This window comes from Janthinobacterium svalbardense, from assembly GCF_002327145.1.
GTDB classification, from domain to species: domain Bacteria; phylum Pseudomonadota; class Gammaproteobacteria; order Burkholderiales; family Burkholderiaceae_D; genus Janthinobacterium; species Janthinobacterium tructae.
The window spans coordinates 1,226,805-1,248,501 of the sequence record NZ_CP023422.1 but is presented as its reverse complement, the minus strand read 5'-3'; the positions used below and the strand labels follow the sequence as shown (position 1 = coordinate 1,248,501).

Here is a 21,697-nt window from a genome sequence, read left to right as displayed (position 1 = left end):
CGTCCGTATCCCAACCCCTGACTACGCACAGATCACGCATGCATCCACGCTTGTTCGCACCCTTTGTCCTCGTTGCACTGCTGAGCGGCTGCACGGTACTCGCCCTGCGCCCCAACAGCGGCGTCGAAAACCGCACGTTTACCGTGCAGGAAACCCCACGCCTGCGCATCGATGCGCCCAAGGCACGCATCCAGAATCCGATGCCCAACGACCACTTCATCGGCATCGCCCTGTCCGGCGGCGGCAGCCGCGCCGCCAATTTCTCGGCCGCCTCGCTGGAGCAGCTGGAAGAGTTTGGCCTCGTCAGCGGCGCCTCGGCCATCTCCGGCGTCTCGGGCGGCGCCATCGCGGGCGGCTACTATGCGCTGCATGGCAAGCAAACAAATTGGCCCTTGCTGCGCAGCAAACTCAAAACGGATTTCTTCGGCCAGACCATTTTGAAACCGGCCAACCTGACGACGATGTTGCTGACGAACAAGACACGCACCTCGTTCCTGTCCGACGTGCTGGACGATGTGCTGTACGACAAGAAAACCTACCAGGACTTGCCGCACGACGGCCCCATCTTCCTGGCCAACGCGACGGACGCCACCGATGGCGGCAAGCGCGTGGTGTTTTCTTATGAGTATTTTTACGGCACCCTGCATTCACCGATCCAGGATATCCGCCTGGCCACGGCCGTGGCCACCTCGGCCGCCTTTCCCGGCGTGTTCGATTCCGTCACCTTCGAGCGTTTCCGCCCGAAAAACAGTTTCGTGCCGGAACTCGGTTCCGAATCGCGCGAATCGCCGTCCTACGTGCACCTGTTCGACGGCGGCGCGGCCGATAACCTGGGCGTGGAAACCCTGTGGGACGTGGCCCTGACGCAGCTGTACGGCAACGACATGGCCATCGTGCCGCCCCGCCTGAACAGCAAGCCCTTCATCCTCATTGCCATCGATGCCAACGCGCCCAATTCCAGCGCCGTCTTTGAAAAGATGTCGGACGAACGCCAGCCGCTGGACCGCATCTTCAACAAGAATATCTACGATGCCGTCGACGCCCTGTTTTCGCGCCAGCGCAAGGAAAATCTCGTCAAGATGGGCTTTGGGCAAGCCCGCTTCGATACCATCACGCATGAAAACTTCGGCGACCTGAGCCAGAAATTCGTCAAGGGAAAACGTACCTCGGCCTTTGCCATTCCCGTGCTGTGCCGGCCCCATCTGGGCCAGTACCGCTGCGAAGTCGATGCGGCCGATCCCTTGCCGGGCCAGATCCGCACGCGGCTGGAAGGCTTTGCCTGGCATATTTCCATCGACCAGATCGCCTCGCTGGCGCTGCGCCTGTCCAGCGGCGATGCGCAAGTCGATGGCGCGCGCAAGGAAGAGCGCGCCGCCCTCGTCAAGCTGCAACGCCTGGCCACGCAAACGAAAACCCATCTGAAGCTGACGGGCCCGGAAAACTGCAGCCCGGACGTCTTGCAAGCGGCCCTGTACAGCGCCGCGCGCGTGCTGATCCTCGACGACGAAGAATCGCGCTTCGCCCTGTGCGACTACATGCTGGCGGGCCAGCTGATCAATGACGATACCGTCTGCAAGCAGCGCTACGTGCATGCCGTGCCCCGCTTCGCCATCGAAAGTGAAGATTTGCAGTACCGCAACCTGAGTTCGGATGGCAATTCCGTGAACGTGCCGATACGCTGCAAGAAGTGAGCGCGCGCAAAAAAACCCGCATGATCGCTCGTGCGGGCTTTAGCGCAAGGATTCCAAGCGCCCGGTTGATTTAAATCAATCGACCTTAAATCAAGCGACTACGCCTGCGCATGTAGCTGCGGCTTAATGCACCTTCCAGTTCCTGCTCCGTTTTATGCTGGTTCACCGTGTGCAGGGCCCACAGGGCCGCCGGCGCCCAGCCGATCACAGTGCACTGCAAGATCAAGGCGGCGGCACCGGACAGCGGGCGCCCCAGCATGAAAAACGTGAGACACGGAAGTAGCAAGGCTATCAGCAATCGCATCACGACATACTCTCCTAAACTTAGAGCAGCGGACAAGGGCCGGTATCCGGTCCGTCCCCCGCCCGCTGCGTACTGCTCCTTATAGATGCACGGTAATCTGCGGCATCAAGTCGTCAAACGTGCGACCGTTGCCGTTTTCACCGATGGCGTGCATCTTCCATTCGCCGTTATGGCGGTACAGCCTGGCCATGATCTGTGCCGTGTGGGAACCTTGCACAGACAGGTTGAAACGCGCGACTTCCTGGTTATTGCTGGCATTCAAGATGCGGCAATAGGCGTTTTCCACCTGCGAGAAGTTCTGGCCAGTAAAGCTGTTGACGGTGAAGACCAAGCTTTTCACGTGCGCCGGCACTGTCGACAGATCGACATTGATCTGTTCGTCGTCGCCCTCGCCCGCGCCCGTGCGGTTGTCGCCCGTGTGAACGACACTGCCGTCCTTGCTTTTCAGCTGGCGGAACCAGACGATGTCGGACGTGCTCTTGTTCTCGTCGAACATGACGCACGACGCGTCCAGGTCGACGGCTTCGGTCTTCGAACCGAAGCCGAGGAAACCCTTGGTCTTGACCGCATCCCAGCCCAGGCCCATGGTGATACGGGTCAGGGTGGCACCAGCTTCTTTGTCCAGAGAAATCTTCTGGCCTTTGCTCAAATTGACAGACATACGCATAGCTCCTGTTAAGTTAGTTACTGCTTGATTACGCCGGCTTGCTTTGCGTCCAGGCGAGGAAGGCTGCGCGGTTGCGCGAGCACACGAGGATTTTTCCCGTGCCTGAAAATTTCAGTACGACGCCCTCGCCGCTGGTCTGGCTATTGATCAGGTTACCCAGAAAGCCGCCGCTGCTGCCGGTCGTCATGGAAATTTCGTATTGCAGGCGGTTATCCCAGCACACGACGTGCGAGTTATCGATCACCACGTCCTTGCCAGGCGTCACTTCCAGTATCGACATCGCGCCAAAACCGGAGACCGCCAACTGGCCACTGCCTGCCGTCTCGGTGATGAAAAAACCACCGCTCTGGGCAAACAGCGCATTGCCAAGGCTTTGCGTGCGCACCTTCAATTCCACGCCAGCACTGGCCGCCACGAAGGCGCCGTCGCTGATCATGTATTGCTGGGCGCCCACATCCAGCACCCGCATCGCGCCGGGCAAGGTGGGTGACAGCAGACAATCGCCGTCGCCCCGCATGGCCTCGATATGCTGCTGAAAGAACGATTCGCCGTTGGCAAAGGTGCGCATCAGCGCAGCGCCGATGCCGCCGGTCATCTTGCCTTTCAGCTCAAGATTGGTTTCCATCATCACCATCGCGTTGGATTCGCAATAAATCTTCTCGCCCTTGGCAAGCGACACATGCAGGAACGGGTCGACATCCCCGGTAATACTAAAAACTGGCATCTGACTGTTCCTTCCTCAACTCAGTAATGATGGGGGCGGCCCGCACAGCGGACCGCCTTTGCTATTGACTACTTAGACGCCGACACCGAAAGACGCTGCCAGTGGGCCCAGGCCGCCTTTATATCCCTGGCCGATGGCCTTGAATTTCCAATCGGCGCCATTGCGGTAGATTTCACCGAAGACCATGGCCGTTTCCGCCGAACCGTCTTCCGACAGGTCGAAGCGGGCGATTTCCGTGTTGCCGTTGGCATTCACGCAACGCACGTACGCCTTCGATACCATACCAAAGTTTTGCTTGCGCGCTTCGGCATCGTGAATCGTCACGCAGACGGCGATCTTGTCGATCTCGGCTGGCACCGTGGCCAGGTCGACGATAACGGTTTCATCATCGCCATCGCCAGCGCCGGTGGTGTTGTCGCCCGAGTGGGTGACGGAACCGTCGCTCGATTTCAGGTTGTTGTAAAAAATCATGTCGACGTCGGCGCGAACCTTGCCGTCGGCCTTCAGCAGGAAGATCGAACCGTCGATGTCGAATGCGGCGCCGTCAGTGGCGCGGGCATCCCAGCCCAGGCCGATGATCATCTTCGAAATGCCGGGGGCTTCTTTGCTCAGGTTGACGTTGCCGCCTTTTTGCAGACTGATTGCCATGATGTATTTCTCCTAATGGGTTGTGTATGACCAAACACCTGGCGCCCTCCACCGGCCTGACTCCCCAGGCCGGCAGCGACGCTTGCTACAACTTGCCGACAAACGGGTGTAGTCGTTTGCCGCGCATTCTTTACACTGCCTTGACCGGCTCCAGCGCTTGCGTCTGGCCTTCTTCGAGGGCCATCCTGCGCTTGTAGCGGATCGACGACCACAGCGAGGCGAGAATGAAGGCCACCCCAATCAGACCCGTGAAGATCTCGGGAATGTGGAACTTCATGCTGACCAACATGATCACGGCCAGGATACCGATCGCATAGTGCGCGCCGTGCTCCAGATAAACGAACTCGTCGAGCGTGCCCTTGCGCACCAGGAACACCGTCATCGAACGCACGAACATCGCGCCGATTGCCAGGCCCAGCATGATGATCACGACATCCTTGGTGATGGCAAACGCGCCGATCACGCCGTCAAAGCTGAACGATGCATCGAGCACTTCCAGGTACAGAAAGCCGCCAATACCGCCGCGCTTGATGATGTCGCCCATGTTGCCATCGCCGTTATCGCCTTCCAGCAAGCCGCTGATCACATCGACGCCCACGTAGGTCAAAATACCCCACAGGCCAGCCGTCAGTACCACCAGTTTCTGGCCTTCGTCGATCATCGACAGGCTGGCCATCAGGGTACCCAGCGCGATCATCACGGAAATCGACGAGATCTTGCCCAGCGCGCCCAGTTTTTCTTCAATACGGCCCAGCCAGTGCGTTTCTTTCTCCGAGTCCAGCAGGAAGTTCAGGAACACCAGCAGCAGGAAGATGCCGCCGAAAGCCGCCACTTCCGCGTGGTGATTTGTCAGGTGCATCGAATACTGTTCCGGATTGCTCAGGGCCAGATTCCATACTTCCAGCAAGCCCAAATCCGCCGCTTGCGCCACGATGACCAGCGGGAACAGCAGACGCATGCCGAACACGGCGATGATGATACCCACGCCGAGGAACAGGTTCTGCCAGAACTTGTCCCAGTTCTTCAGCACCGAGGCATTGACCACCGCGTTGTCAAACGACAGCGAGACTTCCATCACGCTCAGGATCACCGCGATGCCCAATGCCGACAGCATGGTCGACACGCCACCGTGCGTGTAACCCCACCAGGCAGAAATGCCCAGGCAGATAAATGTCACTAGAAATGACACTCTGAAATGTTTCATCGATAGTTCCCTTTTATCCCAATTCAATGAAACGTAGTATAAGGACATGTGACACATTTAAAAATGGAAGATAATGGAAGTATTACTTCGTAAAAACAGAAGATAGGCGCACACGATGAAAACCACCGGTTTCAATTACCGCCATTTGTACTTCTTTTGGGTGGTCGCCAAGGAAGGCGGCGTGACGCGCGCGGCCGAGCGCCTGGGCCTGGCCGTGCAAACCATCAGCACCCAGCTGGCCTTGCTGGAAAAGGAGCTGGGCAGGTCGCTGCTGCAGCCGCAGGGACGGCGTTTGGTGCCGACGGAAGCGGGCCGCCTGGCGCTCGGCTACGCAGACCAGATTTTTTTGCTGGGCGAACAGATGCAGGAAGCGCTGGCCGACACGGATGCAGAAAAGATGCGCCTGACGGTGGGCATTTCCGATTCCTTGCCAAAACTGATGGCCTACCGCATGCTCGACGCCACGCGCAGCCTGGACAAGCCCGTCAAGCTGGTGTGCCTGGAAGATGAATTCGAGTCCTTGCTGGCCGACCTGGCCCTGCACAAGCTGGACCTGGTATTGACGGACCGCGCCGTGCCGGCCGGCGCCAGCCTGCGCGTCTCCAGCCACCTGTGGGGCGAAAGCGCCATGAAGCTGTTCGCCATCCCCGCGCTGGCCGAGCAATACCGCGACAATTTCCCGCACAGCCTGCACGGCGCGCCATTTCTGCTGCCCGCGCGCAATAACGCCCTGCGCGGTCGCATCGACGAATGGATGGTGCAGCAAGGCGTGCGCCCCGACGTGGTCGGTGAATTCGAAGACAACGCCATGCTCAACGCGTTTGGCCGCAAGGGCCTGGGCCTGTTCTTCGCCTCGGCCAGCCTGGCCGGCGAGATCGAGGAGCAATTCGGCGCCGTCCTGGTGGGCGACGCCTCGTCCCTGCGCGAGCAGTTTTATGTGATTTCGAACGAGCGCAAGATCATGCATCCGGCGCTGGACGTGATCCTGGCCGCCATCCAGAGTCACCCGAAGATTCACAAGGAAACCTGATAAATCCATTCGAAAATAACGTTTGAATAATCAATCAAAAGCGATTGTAATGAAGCCTGAGACAAACACGCGCCTGTCCCTCGCCGGAAGGGCGCGACCACCATAAAAAACAGGAGCGGCACCATGTCCACGGCAGGCAAGACGATCGATATTCCCGATCTCATCAATAACAACAAGATCGGCTCCTTCCAGATCGGCATGCTGATCCTGTGCGGGCTATGCGTCATCATGGATGGCTTCGATGTACAGGCGATGGGCTATGTGGCGCCCGCCATCATTGCCGATTGGCACGTCAGCAAGGCCAACCTGGGCCCCGTGTTTGGCGCGGGCTTGCTGGGCATGCTGGTCGGCTCGCTCGTCTTCAGCATCACGGCCGACAAGTTCGGCCGCCGCCCCGTGCTGATCGGCTCGACCATCTTCTTTTCGCTGTGCATGCTGGTCACGCCGCTGGCGACGAACATCGAGCAATTGCAGCTGATCCGTTTCATCACGGGACTGGGCCTGGGCGCCGTGATGCCGAACGCCATGGCGCTGGCCGGCGAATACAGCCCGCTGCGCAAGAAAGTCACCCTGATGATGCTGGTCTCGTGCGGCTTTACGCTGGGCGCCGTGCTCGGTGGATTATTGTCCGCCGCGCTGATTCCCGCCTTCGGCTGGCAATCCGTGTTTTACGTGGGCGGCGTGGTGCCGCTGGTGATCGGCGTGCTGATGTTCTTCCTGCTGCCGGAATCGATGCAATTCCTGGTATTGAAGAAACGCAAGCTGGACAAGGTGGCGCAGTGGCTCAAGCGCATCGATCCGACGGTGAGCATCACGGCCGACACGCAATACGTCGTGCATGAGAAGGAACACAAGGGCGCGCCCGTGCTGCAATTGTTTACGGACGGCCGCGCGAAGATGACGATCTTGCTGTGGGTCATCAACTTCATGAACTTGCTTAATTTATATTTCCTCTCCAACTGGCTGCCCACCATCGCCAAGGAAGCGGGCCTGTCCACGGCCAACGCCGTGCTGGCAGGCACAGCCCTGCAAGTGGGCGGCACCATCGGCACCCTCGTCATGGGCCAGCTGATCGACCGCTCCAGCTTCCGCCGCATCCTGCTGCCGTGCTTCCTCGTCGCCGCAGTCGCCATTGCCCTGATCGGCCGTCCCGACGTGTCGCTGGCCTTCCTCTTCATCACGATTTTCATCGCGGGCTTTTGCGTGGTGGGCGGCCAGCCGGCCGTCAATGCCCTGGCGGCCAGCTACTACCCGACCACCTTGCGCTCGACGGGCATCGGCTGGAGCCTGGGCATCGGGCGCATCGGCTCCATCATCGGCCCCGTGCTCGGTGGCGAGCTGATCCGCCTGAACTGGCCCAACAGCACGATTTTCCTCGTCGTTGCCATCCCCGCCATCGTCTCGGCCGTCATGGTCTTTGCCATGCGCGGCGGACCGCAAACGGCGGCCAACAGCTGAAAAAGCGTGGGGAAACCACCGCGCGCGCGCGCCTGCACGGGCGGCGTGCGCGGCAAAAATTAGGCTATGGCGCCCTTCGTCGTTTAAGATGACGTTTTGACAGCCCATCTTCCGCGCCCCCATGCACAATGTCTTGCTAGTCCTGCTCGCCCTCTTCCTGGTCGCGCTGAACGGTTTTTTTGTTGCCGCCGAGTTTGGCATCGTCACATTGCGACGCACGCGCATCCGCGCCATCGCCAAGACACAGGGATTGCGGGGCAGCATCCTGGCCAAGGTGCATGGCCAGCTGGACGCCTACCTGTCCGCCTGCCAGCTGGGCATCACGCTGGCATCGCTGGGCCTGGGCTGGGTCGGCGAACCGGCGTTTGCCGGCTTGCTGGAACCCGTGTTCGGCGCCATCGGCGTCACCTCGCAAGAACTGATCCACGGCGTCTCGTTCGTCGTTGCCTTCAGCGTCATTTCCTTCCTGCACATTGTGGTGGGCGAACTGGCGCCAAAATCGATGGCCATCCGCAACCCGGAAGCCGTCGGCCTGTGGAGCGCCATTCCCCTGTATGGTTTCTATTGGGCCATGTATCCGGCCATTTACCTGCTCAACGCCAGCGCCAACTGGGTGCTGCGCATGGCGGGTCTGTCCGGCAAGGGCGGCCACGATGCCCATTACTCGTCCGAAGAACTCAAACTGATCTTGCGCACCAGCCAGCCCGGCGAAAAATTTACGCGCGACGAGCGCAACATCCTGGCGCAATCGCTCGATTTCGAACAGATGACGGTGTCGGATCTGATGCGCCCGATCAATGAAGTGATCGCCCTGTACGCGTCAAACACCGTGGAAGAAAACCTCGACACGGTGCTGCGCAACCGCTTCAGCCGCTATCCGTATTTCGACACGAATGAAGACGACGTGCTGGGCGTGGTGCACCTGAAAGACCTGTTCTTTGCCCAGCAGGCGGGCAAACCGATCACCTCGCTCACGCCGTTTTTGCGTCCCGTCGACATCATTTCCGCGCGCACGCCGGCGCTGGAACTGTTCCGCCGTTTCCGCGACGGCGCGCCCCACTTCGCCCTGATCGGCGAAAAGGGCAAGCGCCCGCTGGGTTTCATCACCTTGGATAACTTGCTCGGCGCCATGGTGGGCGAAATCCGTGATGAATTCCGCCGCAATGAAAACGACTGGCTCAAGCAAAGCGACGGCACCCTGATCGGCAAGGCCAGCCTGCCCATCTTCTCGCTCGAACGCATCCTCGGCATCGATATCGAAAACGAAGAACTGGGGCTGGACGATGTGGAATCGGTGGGCGGCTTGATCATGGTCAAGCTGGGGGACATCCCGAAGCAGGGCCAGCGCATCACCTTTGTCGACTTCGACATCGTCGTCAAGAAGATGAACGGGCCCCGCATCGTACTGATCAAGGTGATCCCCAAGCAGGAGCGGGATCTGGATGCGGACTTACGCGATTAATCTTTTTTCAAGGTCAGCGTATCTTTTCCCTGTGGCATGGTGGTTTCGCCTACCGTCCACGTTTGCAGCAAGCTGTACAGCACCGCCAGCAGGGTCGGGCCAATAAAAATGCCGACGAAGCCAAAGGCCAGCACGCCGCCCAGCACGCCCAGCAGCACCAGCAAAAACGGCAGGCTGCTGCCGCGGCTGATCAGCATGGGTTTGACCACGTTATCCACGCCGCTGATCAGCAAACCGCCCCACACCAGCATGAAGATGCCCCAGCCCGTCTGGCCGTCATTGAACAGCCAGATGGCGGCGCCGCCCCAGATCAGGGGCGGGCCCACGGGGATCAGCGAAAAGATGAAGGTGGCCACGCCCAGCAACGCTACGGCCGGCACGCCAGCGATCAAAAAACCCACCACGGCTACCAGCGCCTGCGCCAGCGCCGTACCCAGCAAGCCATACATGACGCCGCGCACGGTGCGGCTGATGGTCAGGCCCACGCCCGGCGCGCTGTCGCCGATGATGCGGCTGGCGCCCGTCATCAAGGCACGGCTCAGTAGCTGGCCATCGCGGTAGAGGAAGAAGCTGACGAACACGGCCAGGCTGGTCTGCGCCAGGCCCGTACCCAGCAAGATGCCGCCGGAAGCAAGGAAATGGCGCGCCGGCTCCAGCATGGTCTTACCCAAACTTAATAATTCCTCGCGGTCTTCCAGCAAGCGCCGCACGTAGCCATCGATGGTTTCGCCCACCACGGGGATGCTGGCCAGCCAGGCCGGCGGATGCAGGCCGCCCGATTCCAGCGCGACGCGGATCTGCTCGTACACGCGCGAGACATTGTCGGCCAGGTTGTAGGTGACGAGGGCCAGCGGCAGCACGATGACCAGCACCAGGGACAAGGTCATGATGGCGGCCGCCCAGTTGCGCCGGCCTTTCAGGCGATCGAGCAGCAGCAGATACAAAGGCCAGCTGGAAATGCCCACGCAGGCGGCAAACAGCATGGCGGCCAGGAAAGGCCGCAAGACGAAAAAGCAGCCTATCAGCAAGAAGATGATGGCTGCCAGGCGGGCGTGGGGCTCGAAACGTTTGTCCATGTACTGCAAATCCTGAAGATGGCGCCTGGGGGCGCGACCGGATCAGGATAGCAGAAGTTTAAGATCGTGCGCGATGGCGGCAGGTTTTTCGCCGTGACGCACGAACAGGCGGATCTTGCCGTCGCGGTCGAACACATAGGTGCCGGCCGTGTGGTCGACCGTGTAGCTGCTATCCGTTTCGCCCTCGACCTTGGCGTAATACACCTTGAATTCCTTGGCCACCTTGGCCGTCGCGGCCGCATCGCCATACAGGCCGACGAAACGCTTGTCGAAGGCGGGTACGTACTGCGCCAGCAAGGCTTGCGTGTCGCGCTCGGGGTCGACGGTGACGAACAGCACTTGCACCTGCTCCGCTTGCGGGCCCATTGCCTGCATCACCTGCGCCATGTCGGCCATGGTGGTGGGACAGACGTCCGGGCATTGCGTGTAGCCAAAGAACATCAGCACCAGCTTGCCCTTGTAGTCGGCCAGGGTGCGCGGGTGGCCCGTGTGGTCCGTCAGCGCGAACTCGCGCGCATAGCCGAGGCCAGTCACGTCCGTATTCTTGAATTCCAGCTTCGGTGCGGCAGGCTTGCCGCAGCCGGCGAGGACGGCGACCAGGGCGGCCGCCAACAACAGGGTCAGATATTTTTTCATATGCCGAGGGGAATGTAGTGGTCGACCAGCAAGGCCGCGAACAGCAATGCCAGGTAAATGATGGAATACGTAAACGCTTTGCGCGCGATCAAGTCCGTGTAGTGGCGGTACATTTTCCACGCGTAATACAGGAAGCCGGCGTTCAGCACCACGGCGGAAGCCAGGTAAATCAGGCCGCTCATGCGCACGGCAAACGGCAGCAAGGTGGTGGCCGCCAGCGCGATCGAGTACAGCCAGACATGAAATTGCGTGAATTGCATGCCGTGCGTGACGGGCAGCATGGGCAAGCCCGAGCGCGCGTAGTCGTCGCGGCGATACATGGCCAGCGCCCAGAAATGCGGCGGCGTCCACACGAAAATGATCAAGACCAGCAGCCACGCCTGCATCGGCACGTCGTTGGCGACGGCAGCCCAGCCCAGCGCGGGCGGCATGGCGCCGGACAGGCCGCCGATGACGATGTTTTGCGGCGTGGCCGGTTTCAGCACCATGGTGTAGATCAAGGCATAGCCGACAAAGGTAACAAAGGTCAGCCACATGGTCAGCGGATTGACGAGGTTGTACAGAATCGCCATGCCCAGGCCGCCGATCACCAGCGCGAAGACCACCGTCTGCTTGACGGTAATGTCGCCCATGGCCATCGGGCGGCGCGCCGTGCGGGCCATGCGCGCATCGATTTCGCGCTCGGCCAGGCAGTTGACGGCAAACGCGGCGCCAGCCAGCAGCCAGATGCCGAGGGTGCCGAACACCACCGCGCGCCAGTCTGGCAACTCCTCGCTGGCCAGGAACATGCCGATGACGGCGCAAAACACGGCCAGTTGCGTCACGCGCGGCTTGGTCAGCGCCCAGTACTGGGCGATGCGGGGGATGGTTTACGGCTGATGGTCTGAGTAGTCATTTATGCGGTACGGGAAGGACTGGCTGGTGCCGTGGGCACTGGCGCGGAGGCGCAAGCGCGCTGAACAGTGCGCGCAACATCGAGTTGGAATTTAGCCTTGTAGTTTAACATGGTCAGCAACAACACGAGCAGCGCCGCCCCGCCGTTATGCATGACGGCAATCGACAATGGCCAGCTCAGGTAAATCGTCGCCAGGCCAGTGGCCACCTGCAGGGCCAGCACCAGTGCCACCCAGCGGGCCGTGCCGCGCAGGGACGGCAGTTTCCACGCGCGCAACACGGTGTAGCCGATGCCAGCTGCCACGATGAAGGCGAAATTGCGGTGCACCCAGTGGATGGCTGTCAGCGCGGAAAACGGCAAATAGTGGCCGGCGGCCGTCTTGCCCAGCTCGCGCCACAAATGGAAACCGTGTTCAAAATCCATCTCCGGAATGACTTTGCCGCCGCACAGGGGAAAATCCGTGCAGGCCAGGGTGGCGTAGTTGGTGCTCACCCAGCCGCCCAGCGCGATCTGCACGGTGAGCAGCACCAGCGACATGACGGCCAGCGCGCGCACGGGGCGCAGTACGGACGCATCCGCATCGGCGCGCAACAAAGGCTTGACGGCATGATCCTGGCGCCCGCCCAGCCACGTCAGCATGGCCAGCAGCCCCATGCCCAGCAGCAAGTGGATGGTAACGATCACCGGCTGCAGTTTCAAGGTCACCGTCCAGGCACCGAACGCGCCCTGCAGGCAGACGAACAGGAACAGCGCCGTCGGCAGCGCCGGGGCGAATTCCTGCCGTTTGCTTTTCTTCCACTGGCGCCACGCCTGCACCATCATCGCCACGATCAAGACGCCAATGGCCATGGCCAGGTAGCGGTGCGTCATTTCGATCCACGCTTTCACCACCGTCACGGGCCCCGTCGGCATCAGGGTTTCCGCCGCCACGATATGCTCGTGCGCCAGGAAAGGATTGGCCGAGCCATAGCAGCCGGGCCAGTCCGGGCAACCGAGACCGGAATCGGACAGGCGCGTGAAGCCGCCAAACATGATCAGGTCGACCGTCAAAAAGACGGCGATCCACACCAGCTTGCGGTATTTATTGGCGTCCGCGGACACCCACACCATGCTCAAGGGCAGCAACGCCACCAGCAAACCTGTCAAGCCCAGCTGGGCCAGCGCGGAGAGATGCATCGTCGGCATGCAGACTCCTCAACCGATCGCCGAAGCTTTGAGCAGCTTGGCGATGTCTTTCTTGATCTTGTTCGGGTCCGCGTCTTTCGGGAAGCGCATCATCAGATTGCCCAGCGGGTCGATCAAATACAAATGGTCGCTGGTCTTGCCGCCTGCCTCCACGGGCAGCCAGGCGTTCAGGGCGTCGTTATTCACGCGCAGCATGCTGGTGCCGTCATATTCGCGCATCACCAGGGTGTCGAGCGGCTGGGTGTCCGTCACCAGCCAGACTCTTTCCAGGCGTTCGCGTTCCTTGCCTTGCATGAGGCGTAGTTGTTGCATGTCAAACAATTGCTTCTTGCACGCTTCCTGGCAATCGGATGGGCCCGTTTGCAGCAGCACCCACTTGCCCTTGAATTGCGCCAATGGCGCCGCCTTGCCGTCCAGTTCCGTCACCTGCAGCTGGGCTTCGGGTATCGGGTGCAAACGCGGATCGATCAGCGCGCCGTAGTTATTGCGGCCCGTGGGCTTGATGATGTAATACGTGAAATACGAGGCGATGATGGGAAAGGCGCACACGGCCACCACGGCCAGCAGTTTCCAGCGTCCCGTGTTCTGTGCCTGCTTGTTGCTGTTGTCTTGCGTTGCTTCAGGGTTGTTTGTTTGCACGTCGAAATCCTGTAAAGACAAAAAATAAAAAAGCCATCAGTGCCAGTGCGTACCACTGGAAGGCATAGCCGCGGTGCTTGTCCGCGCCCAGGTCGGGCGCCGGCCAGTCGCGCACGGGAAGCGCGCTGGACGCTGGCGCCGCTGTCGGGTCAACGGGATCAGCTGTTTGTTCAAGAATGAAGGGCTGCAAGGCCAGGCCGCTGGCCCGGACCAGCTGGCCGATATCGGCATTTTGCACGATGGCGTGCGGCGCCAGGGCCGGCGCCGTGCCCAGTTCCATCACGTGACCCGCGTTCAGGCGCGCGATGCCGGTGATGGTGACCGTGCCGGCCGGCGTGGCGTAATCGGGAATACGCGTGCGCTCGGCATTGTTGCGCGGCAGCCAGCCCTGCGCTACCAGCACATGCATGGCGGAACCGTCAATCTGGAATGGCGTGAGCACATGGAAGCCGGCCTGGCCCTTGTAGGGGCGGTTGTCCAGGTACACCGTCCAAGCGGGCACGAAGCGGCCCGTGACGGTGACGCGGCGGTATTCGATCGCTTGCGCATCGGCCGGCCGCAGGGGCGCGGCCGTCAATGCCAGCGGTGCGGCCAGGTTGCCCGCTTCGAGTTTGGCGGCGCGGGCGAGTTTCTCGTCGCCACGGCGCTGCTGCCATTGCGCCAGAGAGACCCCCAGGGCCACCAGTAGCAGCATTACAACAAATGGAATCCATCTAAAATGGAAGCGGATACGCATTACAATGAAACCTCCTCAAGCCGGGCGCTACCATCCATGAAAATCCTCGTTGCCATCGCCTTCATCCTGATCCTGGGCAGCCTGGGCTCGGCCCTGTTCTTCCTCATGCGCGACAAGGGCAAGAGCAACCGCACCGTGCAGGCGCTGGCCTTGCGCGTGGGGCTGTCGATCACGCTGTTCCTGCTGATCCTGCTGGCGCATCATCTGGGCTACATCCAGCCGACGGGCATACACTGAACCCAAGGACAAGTACCGGGGTCGGACCCTGAGGGTCCGACCCCGGCTGTACGACGGGTTTGGCGTCAGCATTCTCTTGCCTCTATTGCAAAAAATCCCTTATCAGAAAAAAAGCCGTACCCAGAATCTCCTGGTACGGCTTTTTTATGCTGCAGGCGCACCCTTCAACGGCGCGCGCCCTGCCCCGCCATTATAACCAATACACGACCACGTACAGGCCCAGCCAGACGACGTCGACAAAGTGCCAGTACCAGGCTGCGCCTTCGAAGCCGAAGTGGTGGTCGGGCGTAAAGTGGCCTTTCAGCACGCGGTACAGGATGACGGACAACATGATGGCGCCCAAAGTCACGTGGAAGCCGTGGAAGCCCGTCAGCATGAAGAAGGTGGCGCCGTAGATGCCGGACGTCAGTTTCAAATTCAGTTCGCTATACGCGTGCATGTACTCGTAGACCTGGAAGCCCATGAAGATGGCGCCCAGCAAGATCGTGGCAAACAGGAACAGCGCCGTCATGGCGCGGTGGCCGGCGCGCAGCGCGTGGTGGGAAATCGTCAGGGTGACGCCCGACGTCAGCAGCAAGGCCGTATTGATGGTCGGAATCCAGAACGGCGTCATGGTGGTAAATTCCTGCACCGTGCCGGCCGGGCCCGTATTGCCCCACTGGGCGGCGAAATCGGGCCAGATCACCTTGTGGTCAAGGTCGGCCAGCCACGGCATGGAAATGCTGCGCGCATAGAACAGTGCGCCGAAGAAGGCGGCGAAGAACATGACTTCTGAAAAGATAAACCAGCTCATGCTCCAGCGGAAGGAGTGGTCGATGCGCTCGCTGTACAGGCCCTGCTCCGATTCGCGGATGGCGTCGCTGAACCAGAAGTACAGCACCAGCAGGATGCCAGCCAGTCCCAGGTAATTCACGTACGGGCCCCAGGAAACGTCGTTGACCCAGGCCGAGGCGCCGATCATGGTCAGCAGCAGGCTGGCGCCGCCCAGCATGGGCCAGCGCGACGGGCCGGGCACGAAATAATAAGGTACGGCGGCGTGGTTGGAACTCATCATCATCTCCTCAAAAACTTATAGGGTGGTTTTTTTATAATTTATAAAACGACGAATTTAACAATCGAAATCAATATGCCGATCAGGCAAGCCACCACCAGGAAGCCGGCGATGACGATGTGCACGGGATTGAGCCTGGCCGAATCCGTGTCGAAATCGCTCTTGCGGCGCAGACCCGTGAATGACCACACGACGGCGCGCAGCGAATACAGGAACGACGCTTTTTCCGGCTGGTCTGGCTTGCCCATGGCACTCTCCTATTGGACGGCCGGCGTCTGAGCCTGGCTCAGACCGGCAATCTCGAAAAACGTGTACGACAGGGTGATGGTCTTTACCTCTTTCGGCAGCGCCGGATCGAGGAAGAACACCACCGGCATCTGCCGCGCTTCGTGCGGTTTCAAGGTCTGCTGCTTGAAGCAGAAGCACTCGACCTTCTTGAAATGCGGCGTGGCGCTCTGCGGCGCGTAGCTGGGAATGGCTTGCGCGTTGACGACGCGGTTTTGCGTGTTGACCACTTCATACATGACGGTCACCAGTTCGCCCGGATGCACCTGCATGCTCGAGACAGTCGGGCGGAAGCGCCATGGCCCCTGCGCATTGCCGTCGAACTCGACGGTGATGCTGCGCGTCGTGTCGACCTGCGTATTGTTGTCGTAGGCCACCGTGCCATCTTTTTGCGTCAGCACGTTGATGCCCATCACTTCGCAAATCTGCTTGTAGACGGGAATCAGGGCATAGCCAAAGCCAAACATCAGCACGGCAATGACGATCAGCTTGCCCAGCATCTTGCGGTTCAGGCCGCGTGTTTCCTGTTGGTGGGGCGTCGTCACGTCAGAGCCACATGCGCTTGACGAATACGGACAGGAAGAAGAAGGCCGCCAGGGCGGCCAGGATCAGCCCGGTACGCAGGTTGTTGGGTTTTTTACGCTCAGTTTTCACTTCGGTCATGACAGGCACTTTATTCAAGACGGGCCGCGCAACACGCCGGCCCGGGATACCTCACTTTACTGTCGGCGGCGTTTCAAACGTGTGGAAAGGCGCCGGGCTCGGCACGGTCCATTCCAGGCCTTCCGCGCCTTCCCATGGTTTCGCTGGCGCAGCCTTGCCGCCGCGGATGGTTGGCAAGACCACGAAGAACAGGAAGTACACCTGCATCAGCCCAAAGCCGAAGCCACCGATCGAGGCGATCATATTGAAATCCGTGAACTGCGCCGGATAGTCGGCGTAGCGGCGCGGCATGCCGGCCAAGCCCAGGAAGTGCATCGGGAAGAAGGTCACGTTGAAGGTGATCAAGGACAGCCAGAAGTGGATCTTGCCGCGCGTCTCGTTGTACATGTGGCCCGTCCATTTCGGCGACCAGTAGTAGAAGCCGGCGAACAGGGCAAACAGCGAACCGGCCACCAGCACGTAGTGGAAATGCGCCACCACATAATAGGTATCCTGCAGCTGGATGTCGATCGGCGTCACGGCCAGGATCAGGCCCGTGAAGCCGCCCATGGTGAAGACGAAGATGAAGCCCACCGAGAACAGCATCGGCGTCTCGAACGTCATCGAACCCTTCCACATGGTGGCGATCCAGTTGAACACTTTCACGCCCGTGGGCACGGCGATCAGCATGGTCGCGTACATGAAGAACAGCTGGCTGGTCACCGGCATGCCGGTGGTAAACATGTGGTGCGCCCAGACGATGAAGGACAGAATCGCGATCGAGGCCGTGGCGTAGACCATCGAGGCATAGCCGAACAAGGGCTTGCGGGCAAACGCGGGCAGGATCTGCGAGACGATGCCGAAAGCCGGCAAGATCATGATGTAGACCTCGGGGTGGCCGAAGAACCAGAAGATGTGCTGGTACATGACGGGGTCGCCGCCGCCAGCCGCATTAAAGAAGGAGGTGCCGAAATGGCGGTCCGTCAGGGTCATGGTGATGGCGCCGGCCAGCACGGGCATGACGGCGATCAACAGATACGCGGTAATCAGCCAGGTCCAGCAGAACATCGGCATTTTCATCAGGGTCATGCCGGGGGCGCGCATGTTGAGGATGGTGACGATGATGTTGATCGAACCCATGATGGACGAGGCGCCCATCAGGTGCATGGCGAAAATCGCCATATCCATGCCGGGGCCCATCTGCGTCGACAACGGCGCATACAACGTCCAGCCGGCAGCCGTGGCGCCGCCCGGCACGAGGAAGGACGTGGCCAGCAACAGCGCGGCCGGCGGCAGCAGCCAGAACGAGAAGTTGTTCATGCGGGCAAACGCCATGTCGGAGGCGCCCACTTGCAGCGGGATCATCCAGTTGGCGTAGCCGACGAAGGCCGGCATGATGGCGCCAAACACCATCACCAGGCCATGCATGGTGGTCAGTTGATTAAAAAATTCAGGGTGGAAGAATTGCAAGCCCGGGTGAAACAGTTCCGTGCGTATCATCAGGGCCAGCACGCCGCCCGACAGCAGCATGATGAACGAGAACCACAGGTACAGGGTACCGATATCCTTGTGGTTGGTGGCAAACAGCCAGCGGCGGTAGCCAGTCGGGTGGTCGTGGGCATGGTCGTGACCGGCGTGGTCCAAGGTGCTCGTGCTAGTACTCATGTGCGGCTCCTAATTACTTGCGTGCAGCCACGACTTCGGCTGGTTGAACGATGTTCTCTGCGGCCTTGTTCGACCAGGAATTGCGCGTGTAAGTGATCACTGCGGCAATTTCCGTGTCGGACAGCTGTTTCCATGCTGGCATTTCAGCGGGATACTTGCCGCTCTTTTGCCCGTTCAGCAAGACGTGGATCTGATCCGATTTCGGACCGTTCACCACGGCAGAGCCGTCCAGCGGCGCAAATGCCCCTGGCACGCCCTTGCCTGTCGCCTGGTGACAGACCACGCAGTTGGCCGCATACACTTTCTCGCCCTTGACCTTCAATTCATCGATGGTCCACACCTTGCTTGGATCATCCGCCAGTGCCGCCATTTCCTTTTGTTTTACATCAACCCAGGCCTTGTAGTCATCTGCCGAGACAACCTTGACGACGATGGGCATGAAGGCGTGTTCCTTGCCGCACAGCTCGGCGCAATTGCCGCGGAAGGTGCCGATATGGTCGGCCTTGAACCAGGTGTCACGCACGAAACCGGGAATCGCATCCTGCTTCACGCCGAAGGCGGGCACGGACCAGGCGTGGATGACGTCGTTGGCCGTCAGCACCACGCGGATCTTCTTGTTGACCGGCACGACAACTTCGTTGTCGACTTCGATCAGGTAGTTTTCGCCGCGTTTTTCCGTCGGTGGCACGCCAGGTGCGCCCACTTGCGAGCGCGGCGTGGCCAGGTTGGAGAGGAAGGAAATGCCTTCGCCCTCGCCTTTCAGGTAGTCATAGCCCCATTTCCACTGCATGCCGGTGGCCTTGATGGTGATGTCGGCGTTCGAAGTGTCCTTCATGCCCACCACGGTGCGCGTGGCAGGCAGGGCCATGCCGATGACGATCAGGAAAGGCACGACGGTCCAGGCGATCTCGACGGTGGTGCTTTCGTGGAAGGTGGCCGGTTTGTGGCCCAGGGACTTGCGGTGCTTGAAGATGGAATAGAACATGACGCCGAACACGGCCACGAAGATCACCAGGCAGATGATCATCATCAGGGTGTGCAAATCGTAGATTTCATGGGCGATCTGCGTCGCCGGCGGCTGCAGATTCATTTCGAACGGCACGGGACCGCCGGTGCCGGGATAGGTGCTGGCAGCCGGTGCCGCCGTGGCCCATCGCCCGATGCCAAACGCTGTCAAAGACAGCCCGAGCAGCAACGATAGCAGTCGCTTTGCATGTGTCATGTTTTCCCCAACCACCCAAAAATAATGATATTTTAAACGGCTGCGGATTTCTCCGTACTGGACCGCTGCCGCTCCTCCATGAAAGCAACACGGCCAGAATACGGCCATGTGCGTCAAGCACCAGCGAATTCCATGCTGGCTGCGGCAGCCAAAACGCTGACGGACAACCATGCTGGAACCCTGTTTTTCTTCCCCACCTTGAAATGGCCTCGTGTGGAAGATGGTTACTATACTAATGCAGTAACTTCGAATAAGTCTTGCTTTGTTTTTTTTATTTTGTATGCAGCCCTTGTTTTTCAGGCTTAGCAAGCTGACAAACAGTCAACGATTATAGTCAAGTAAACTTGAATCCATCAAGCAATAATCGGCTTTGTGCATGCCCTTCTGCCGGCCGCCGCGCGCTTTGCAACGATTGCTGCAACGTCCATGCGCGGATGGCGACCAAGTGTCGGTTTCTTTGCCGATTTATTTGGGTTTGCGCGGCAAATCGAAGCGGATGATGGCCTCGCCATTGCGCGTCACGCGCGGCGCGGGACGGAAGGCGTGGCCATAGATGACCTCGAAACTCAGGCCCAGCTTGCCGTCGGGACGGCGCCTCTTTTCCAGCGCGGCCAACATGCGCTGCCAGGCGGCCTTGCCCATCAGGCCGCGCCGGCGCGTGGTGAGCGGGTTGCCGCCGAAGGCGCGCACGTCCGCCAGCAGTTTTTCCGCCGTGTCGTAGGTCACCGTAATGATTTCCATGTCCAGCACGGGCGTGGAAAAACCCGTCTCGACCAGCATGTCGCCAAAGTCGTGCATGTCGACAAAAGGCAAGGCGTGCGGATATAAATCCGCCTCGGCAAACGCGTCGCGCACTTCGCGGAAGGTGTCGGGGCCGAAACAGGAAAACATCAGCAAACCATCGAGGCGCAGCGCGCGCCGCCATTCGGCAAACACACGGTCGGGCTGGGCATGCCAGTGCAGCGCCAGGTTGGACCACACCAGGTCGATGCTGCCCTGCGCCAGCGGCAAGTCACCGAGGTCGCCGCACAGCAGATCCACGCCCGCCTTGGCCGGCAAGAGTTTGCTGAGGAACTGGTTCAGGCTGGCCAGTTTCGACGCGGGCGCGCGCGCCGCCCGCATCATCGCTTGCGCTGCATCGAGACCGATAATCTGCGCGGCGGGATAATCCTTGTGCAACTGCGCCAGGTCCGCGCCGGGGCCACAGCCGGCGTCGAGCACGCGCAAGGGCGTGATTTTCACCAGTTCCAGGCGCTCGTGCATGCGTGCCGACACTTCGCGGCGCAGGAAATCGGACGGCGCGACGCGCGCGGGACGGGAAAAGAAATCGCGTACTTGCACCGCATCGATGGGCGCACTCATTTTGGGTGGATTGGCGGGAACTGGCATGTTGAAACCGGTGAGGTGAGATAATGTCGGCAGTGTACATGGAACGACACCATCGCGATGCGGACCGCCACCCAGCCCCGCCTTGATGCCGCCTGGCAGGCGCTGCGCCAGTGGCTGGGCACCACCTTGCTGCCGGCCCAGTGCGCACTGTGCGGCATCGGCTGCGCGGAGGTGCTGTGTTCGCCCTGCCGCGCGCAGTATATCGGGCAAGGACGGGGGCAACTGCGCCACCGCTGCCGCCAGTGCGCCAACCCGCTCGCGGACATCGAGGTGGCGCTGCTGTGCGGGCGCTGCCTGCACCAAAGGCCCGCGTATGACGCTACCGTCACGGCGTTCGATTATGCGGCGCCCGTCGACCAGTTGCTGCTGCAGCTGAAATTCGGCGCGCGCCTGGCGCTGGCGCCCCTGTTGGCAGAACTGCTGCACGTTGCTATTCAGCAACAACAAGCGTGGGACGCGCCGCAACTGCTGTGCCCGGTGCCGCTGGGCCGGTCCCGGCTGGCCGAACGGGGCTTCAACCAGGCGCTGGAAATCGCGCGCCCGCTGGCGCGCCGGCTGGACGTCCCTTTGCAGCCCCGCCTGGCGCTGCGCGTGCGCGATACGCGGGCGCAAAGCAGCGTGGCGCCGCAGGAACGGCGAGCCAACCTGGCGCACGCGTTCGCCATCGCGCCGGACTATGCGGCGTTATTGCCAGGATGCCATGTAGGCATCGTCGACGACGTAATGAGCAGCGGCCATACCGTCAACGCGCTGGCCGCCGCCTGCAAGCACGCGGGGGCGGTGAAGGTCAGCATATTGGTGGTGGCGCGCACGCCGCCGCATTAATTTAGCTATATATTAGATACAGATAG

At 60.7% G+C, this 21,697-nt stretch carries 25 protein-coding genes; 7 read left to right on the top strand and 18 right to left on the bottom strand.

All coding sequences use genetic code 11. The features are described 5' to 3' along the window. The first annotated feature begins 38 nt into the window (after positions 1 to 38). Positions 39 to 1,691 (top strand): patatin-like phospholipase family protein, encoded by a 1,653-nt coding sequence (locus CNX70_RS05520; protein WP_096233878.1) that lies wholly within the window; start codon positions 39 to 41, stop codon positions 1,689 to 1,691. Positions 1,692 to 1,776: 85 nt separating this feature from the next. Here CNX70_RS05520 and CNX70_RS05515 read toward each other — a convergent pair whose 3' ends face one another. From CNX70_RS05515 to CNX70_RS05495, 5 genes are all read right to left on the bottom strand, one after another. Then, the gene (locus CNX70_RS05515; RefSeq protein ID WP_096233877.1) at positions 1,777 to 1,995 is read right to left on the bottom strand and encodes a YqaE/Pmp3 family membrane protein; all 219 of its coding nucleotides are present in this window, start codon (positions 1,993 to 1,995) and stop codon (positions 1,777 to 1,779) included. A 79-nt stretch (positions 1,996 to 2,074) separates the two neighbouring features. Then, positions 2,075 to 2,656, bottom strand: coding sequence for a TerD family protein (locus tag CNX70_RS05510; protein WP_096233876.1), 582 nt, complete (start codon positions 2,654 to 2,656; stop codon positions 2,075 to 2,077). Between the two features lie 34 nt (positions 2,657 to 2,690). Continuing rightward, the gene (locus CNX70_RS05505) at positions 2,691 to 3,386 is read right to left on the bottom strand and encodes a TIGR00266 family protein (protein ID WP_071079412.1); all 696 of its coding nucleotides are present in this window, start codon (positions 3,384 to 3,386) and stop codon (positions 2,691 to 2,693) included. 72 nt (positions 3,387 to 3,458) lie between these two features. Beyond that, positions 3,459 to 4,034, bottom strand: a complete 576-nt coding sequence (locus tag CNX70_RS05500) for a TerD family protein (RefSeq protein WP_071079413.1) — start codon at positions 4,032 to 4,034, stop codon at positions 3,459 to 3,461. A 130-nt stretch (positions 4,035 to 4,164) separates the two neighbouring features. Then, positions 4,165 to 5,238: a DUF475 domain-containing protein gene (locus CNX70_RS05495; protein WP_096233875.1), complete on the bottom strand. Its 1,074-nt coding sequence runs from the start codon at positions 5,236 to 5,238 to the stop codon at positions 4,165 to 4,167. A 115-nt stretch (positions 5,239 to 5,353) separates the two neighbouring features. Between CNX70_RS05495 and nhaR the strand changes: the two genes are divergently transcribed. The 3 genes from nhaR to CNX70_RS05480 all read left to right on the top strand — a co-directional run bounded on the left by nhaR (position 5,354) and on the right by CNX70_RS05480 (position 9,188). Continuing rightward, positions 5,354 to 6,268, top strand: a complete 915-nt coding sequence (gene nhaR / locus CNX70_RS05490) for a transcriptional activator NhaR (RefSeq protein WP_096233874.1) — start codon at positions 5,354 to 5,356, stop codon at positions 6,266 to 6,268. Between the two features lie 123 nt (positions 6,269 to 6,391). Further along, the gene (locus tag CNX70_RS05485) at positions 6,392 to 7,726 is read left to right on the top strand and encodes an MFS transporter (protein WP_096233873.1); all 1,335 of its coding nucleotides are present in this window, start codon (positions 6,392 to 6,394) and stop codon (positions 7,724 to 7,726) included. 121 nt (positions 7,727 to 7,847) lie between these two features. Next, entirely contained in the window at positions 7,848 to 9,188 is a 1,341-nt protein-coding gene (locus CNX70_RS05480) for a hemolysin family protein (RefSeq protein WP_096233872.1), read from the top strand. On the opposite strand, the gene CNX70_RS05475 is transcribed toward CNX70_RS05480, so the two are convergent. The 6 genes from CNX70_RS05475 to CNX70_RS05450 are packed head-to-tail and all read right to left on the bottom strand — an operon-like array spanning position 9,185 to position 14,355. Then, positions 9,185 to 10,264 (bottom strand): AI-2E family transporter, encoded by a 1,080-nt coding sequence (locus tag CNX70_RS05475; protein ID WP_096233871.1) that lies wholly within the window; start codon positions 10,262 to 10,264, stop codon positions 9,185 to 9,187. The genes CNX70_RS05480 and CNX70_RS05475 overlap by 4 nt on opposite strands. A 42-nt stretch (positions 10,265 to 10,306) precedes the next feature. Continuing rightward, positions 10,307 to 10,900, bottom strand: coding sequence for an SCO family protein (locus tag CNX70_RS05470; protein WP_096233870.1), 594 nt, complete (start codon positions 10,898 to 10,900; stop codon positions 10,307 to 10,309). Continuing rightward, positions 10,897 to 11,766, bottom strand: coding sequence for a heme o synthase (cyoE, locus tag CNX70_RS05465; protein ID WP_096233869.1), 870 nt, complete (start codon positions 11,764 to 11,766; stop codon positions 10,897 to 10,899). Before cyoE ends, CNX70_RS05470 begins: the two co-directional genes overlap by 4 nt. Before the next feature lie 29 nt (positions 11,767 to 11,795). Further along, positions 11,796 to 12,971: a COX15/CtaA family protein gene (locus CNX70_RS05460; RefSeq protein ID WP_096238292.1), complete on the bottom strand. Its 1,176-nt coding sequence runs from the start codon at positions 12,969 to 12,971 to the stop codon at positions 11,796 to 11,798. Between the two features lie 18 nt (positions 12,972 to 12,989). Then, entirely contained in the window at positions 12,990 to 13,619 is a 630-nt protein-coding gene (locus tag CNX70_RS05455; RefSeq protein ID WP_096233868.1) for an SCO family protein, read from the bottom strand. Further along, entirely contained in the window at positions 13,600 to 14,355 is a 756-nt protein-coding gene (locus CNX70_RS05450; RefSeq protein ID WP_096233867.1) for an SURF1 family protein, read from the bottom strand. Before CNX70_RS05450 ends, CNX70_RS05455 begins: the two co-directional genes overlap by 20 nt. A gap of 36 nt (positions 14,356 to 14,391) precedes the next feature. Here CNX70_RS05450 and CNX70_RS05445 point away from each other — a divergent pair, with 36 nt between their 5' ends. Continuing rightward, complete coding sequence (locus tag CNX70_RS05445; RefSeq protein ID WP_046683386.1) at positions 14,392 to 14,592, top strand: twin transmembrane helix small protein; 201 nt, start codon at positions 14,392 to 14,394, stop codon at positions 14,590 to 14,592. 190 nt (positions 14,593 to 14,782) lie between these two features. On the opposite strand, the gene CNX70_RS05440 is transcribed toward CNX70_RS05445, so the two are convergent. The 6 genes from CNX70_RS05440 to coxB are packed head-to-tail and all read right to left on the bottom strand — an operon-like array spanning position 14,783 to position 19,457. Beyond that, positions 14,783 to 15,643 carry a cytochrome c oxidase subunit 3 gene (locus tag CNX70_RS05440; RefSeq protein WP_096233866.1) on the bottom strand — a complete coding sequence of 287 codons (861 nt, stop codon included), beginning with the start codon at positions 15,641 to 15,643 and terminating at the stop codon, positions 14,783 to 14,785. Positions 15,644 to 15,684: 41 nt separating this feature from the next. Beyond that, entirely contained in the window at positions 15,685 to 15,891 is a 207-nt protein-coding gene (locus CNX70_RS05435; protein ID WP_096233865.1) for a DUF2970 domain-containing protein, read from the bottom strand. A gap of 9 nt (positions 15,892 to 15,900) precedes the next feature. Then, positions 15,901 to 16,473 (bottom strand): cytochrome c oxidase assembly protein, encoded by a 573-nt coding sequence (locus tag CNX70_RS05430; protein WP_081344910.1) that lies wholly within the window; start codon positions 16,471 to 16,473, stop codon positions 15,901 to 15,903. Position 16,474: 1 nt separating this feature from the next. Beyond that, on the bottom strand, positions 16,475 to 16,591 hold the full coding sequence (locus CNX70_RS28805; RefSeq protein ID WP_217494223.1) for a cytochrome oxidase small assembly protein: 117 nt from the start codon (positions 16,589 to 16,591) through the stop codon (positions 16,475 to 16,477). A gap of 51 nt (positions 16,592 to 16,642) precedes the next feature. Beyond that, the gene (ctaD, locus tag CNX70_RS05425) at positions 16,643 to 18,235 is read right to left on the bottom strand and encodes a cytochrome c oxidase subunit I (RefSeq protein WP_071079424.1); all 1,593 of its coding nucleotides are present in this window, start codon (positions 18,233 to 18,235) and stop codon (positions 16,643 to 16,645) included. A gap of 13 nt (positions 18,236 to 18,248) precedes the next feature. After that, on the bottom strand, positions 18,249 to 19,457 hold the full coding sequence (gene coxB, locus CNX70_RS05420) for a cytochrome c oxidase subunit II (RefSeq protein WP_096233864.1): 1,209 nt from the start codon (positions 19,455 to 19,457) through the stop codon (positions 18,249 to 18,251). Between the two features lie 78 nt (positions 19,458 to 19,535). Between coxB and CNX70_RS27985 the strand changes: the two genes are divergently transcribed. Then, a complete protein-coding gene (locus CNX70_RS27985; protein WP_157750909.1) occupies positions 19,536 to 19,763 on the top strand; it encodes a hypothetical protein in 228 nt (75 codons plus the stop codon). 159 nt (positions 19,764 to 19,922) lie between these two features. On the opposite strand, the gene CNX70_RS05415 is transcribed toward CNX70_RS27985, so the two are convergent. Further along, on the bottom strand, positions 19,923 to 20,819 hold the full coding sequence (locus CNX70_RS05415) for a methyltransferase domain-containing protein (protein WP_096233863.1): 897 nt from the start codon (positions 20,817 to 20,819) through the stop codon (positions 19,923 to 19,925). A gap of 84 nt (positions 20,820 to 20,903) precedes the next feature. Between CNX70_RS05415 and CNX70_RS05410 the strand changes: the two genes are divergently transcribed. Next, positions 20,904 to 21,671 carry a ComF family protein gene (locus CNX70_RS05410; protein WP_096233862.1) on the top strand — a complete coding sequence of 256 codons (768 nt, stop codon included), beginning with the start codon at positions 20,904 to 20,906 and terminating at the stop codon, positions 21,669 to 21,671. Positions 21,672 to 21,697 lie beyond the last annotated feature (26 nt).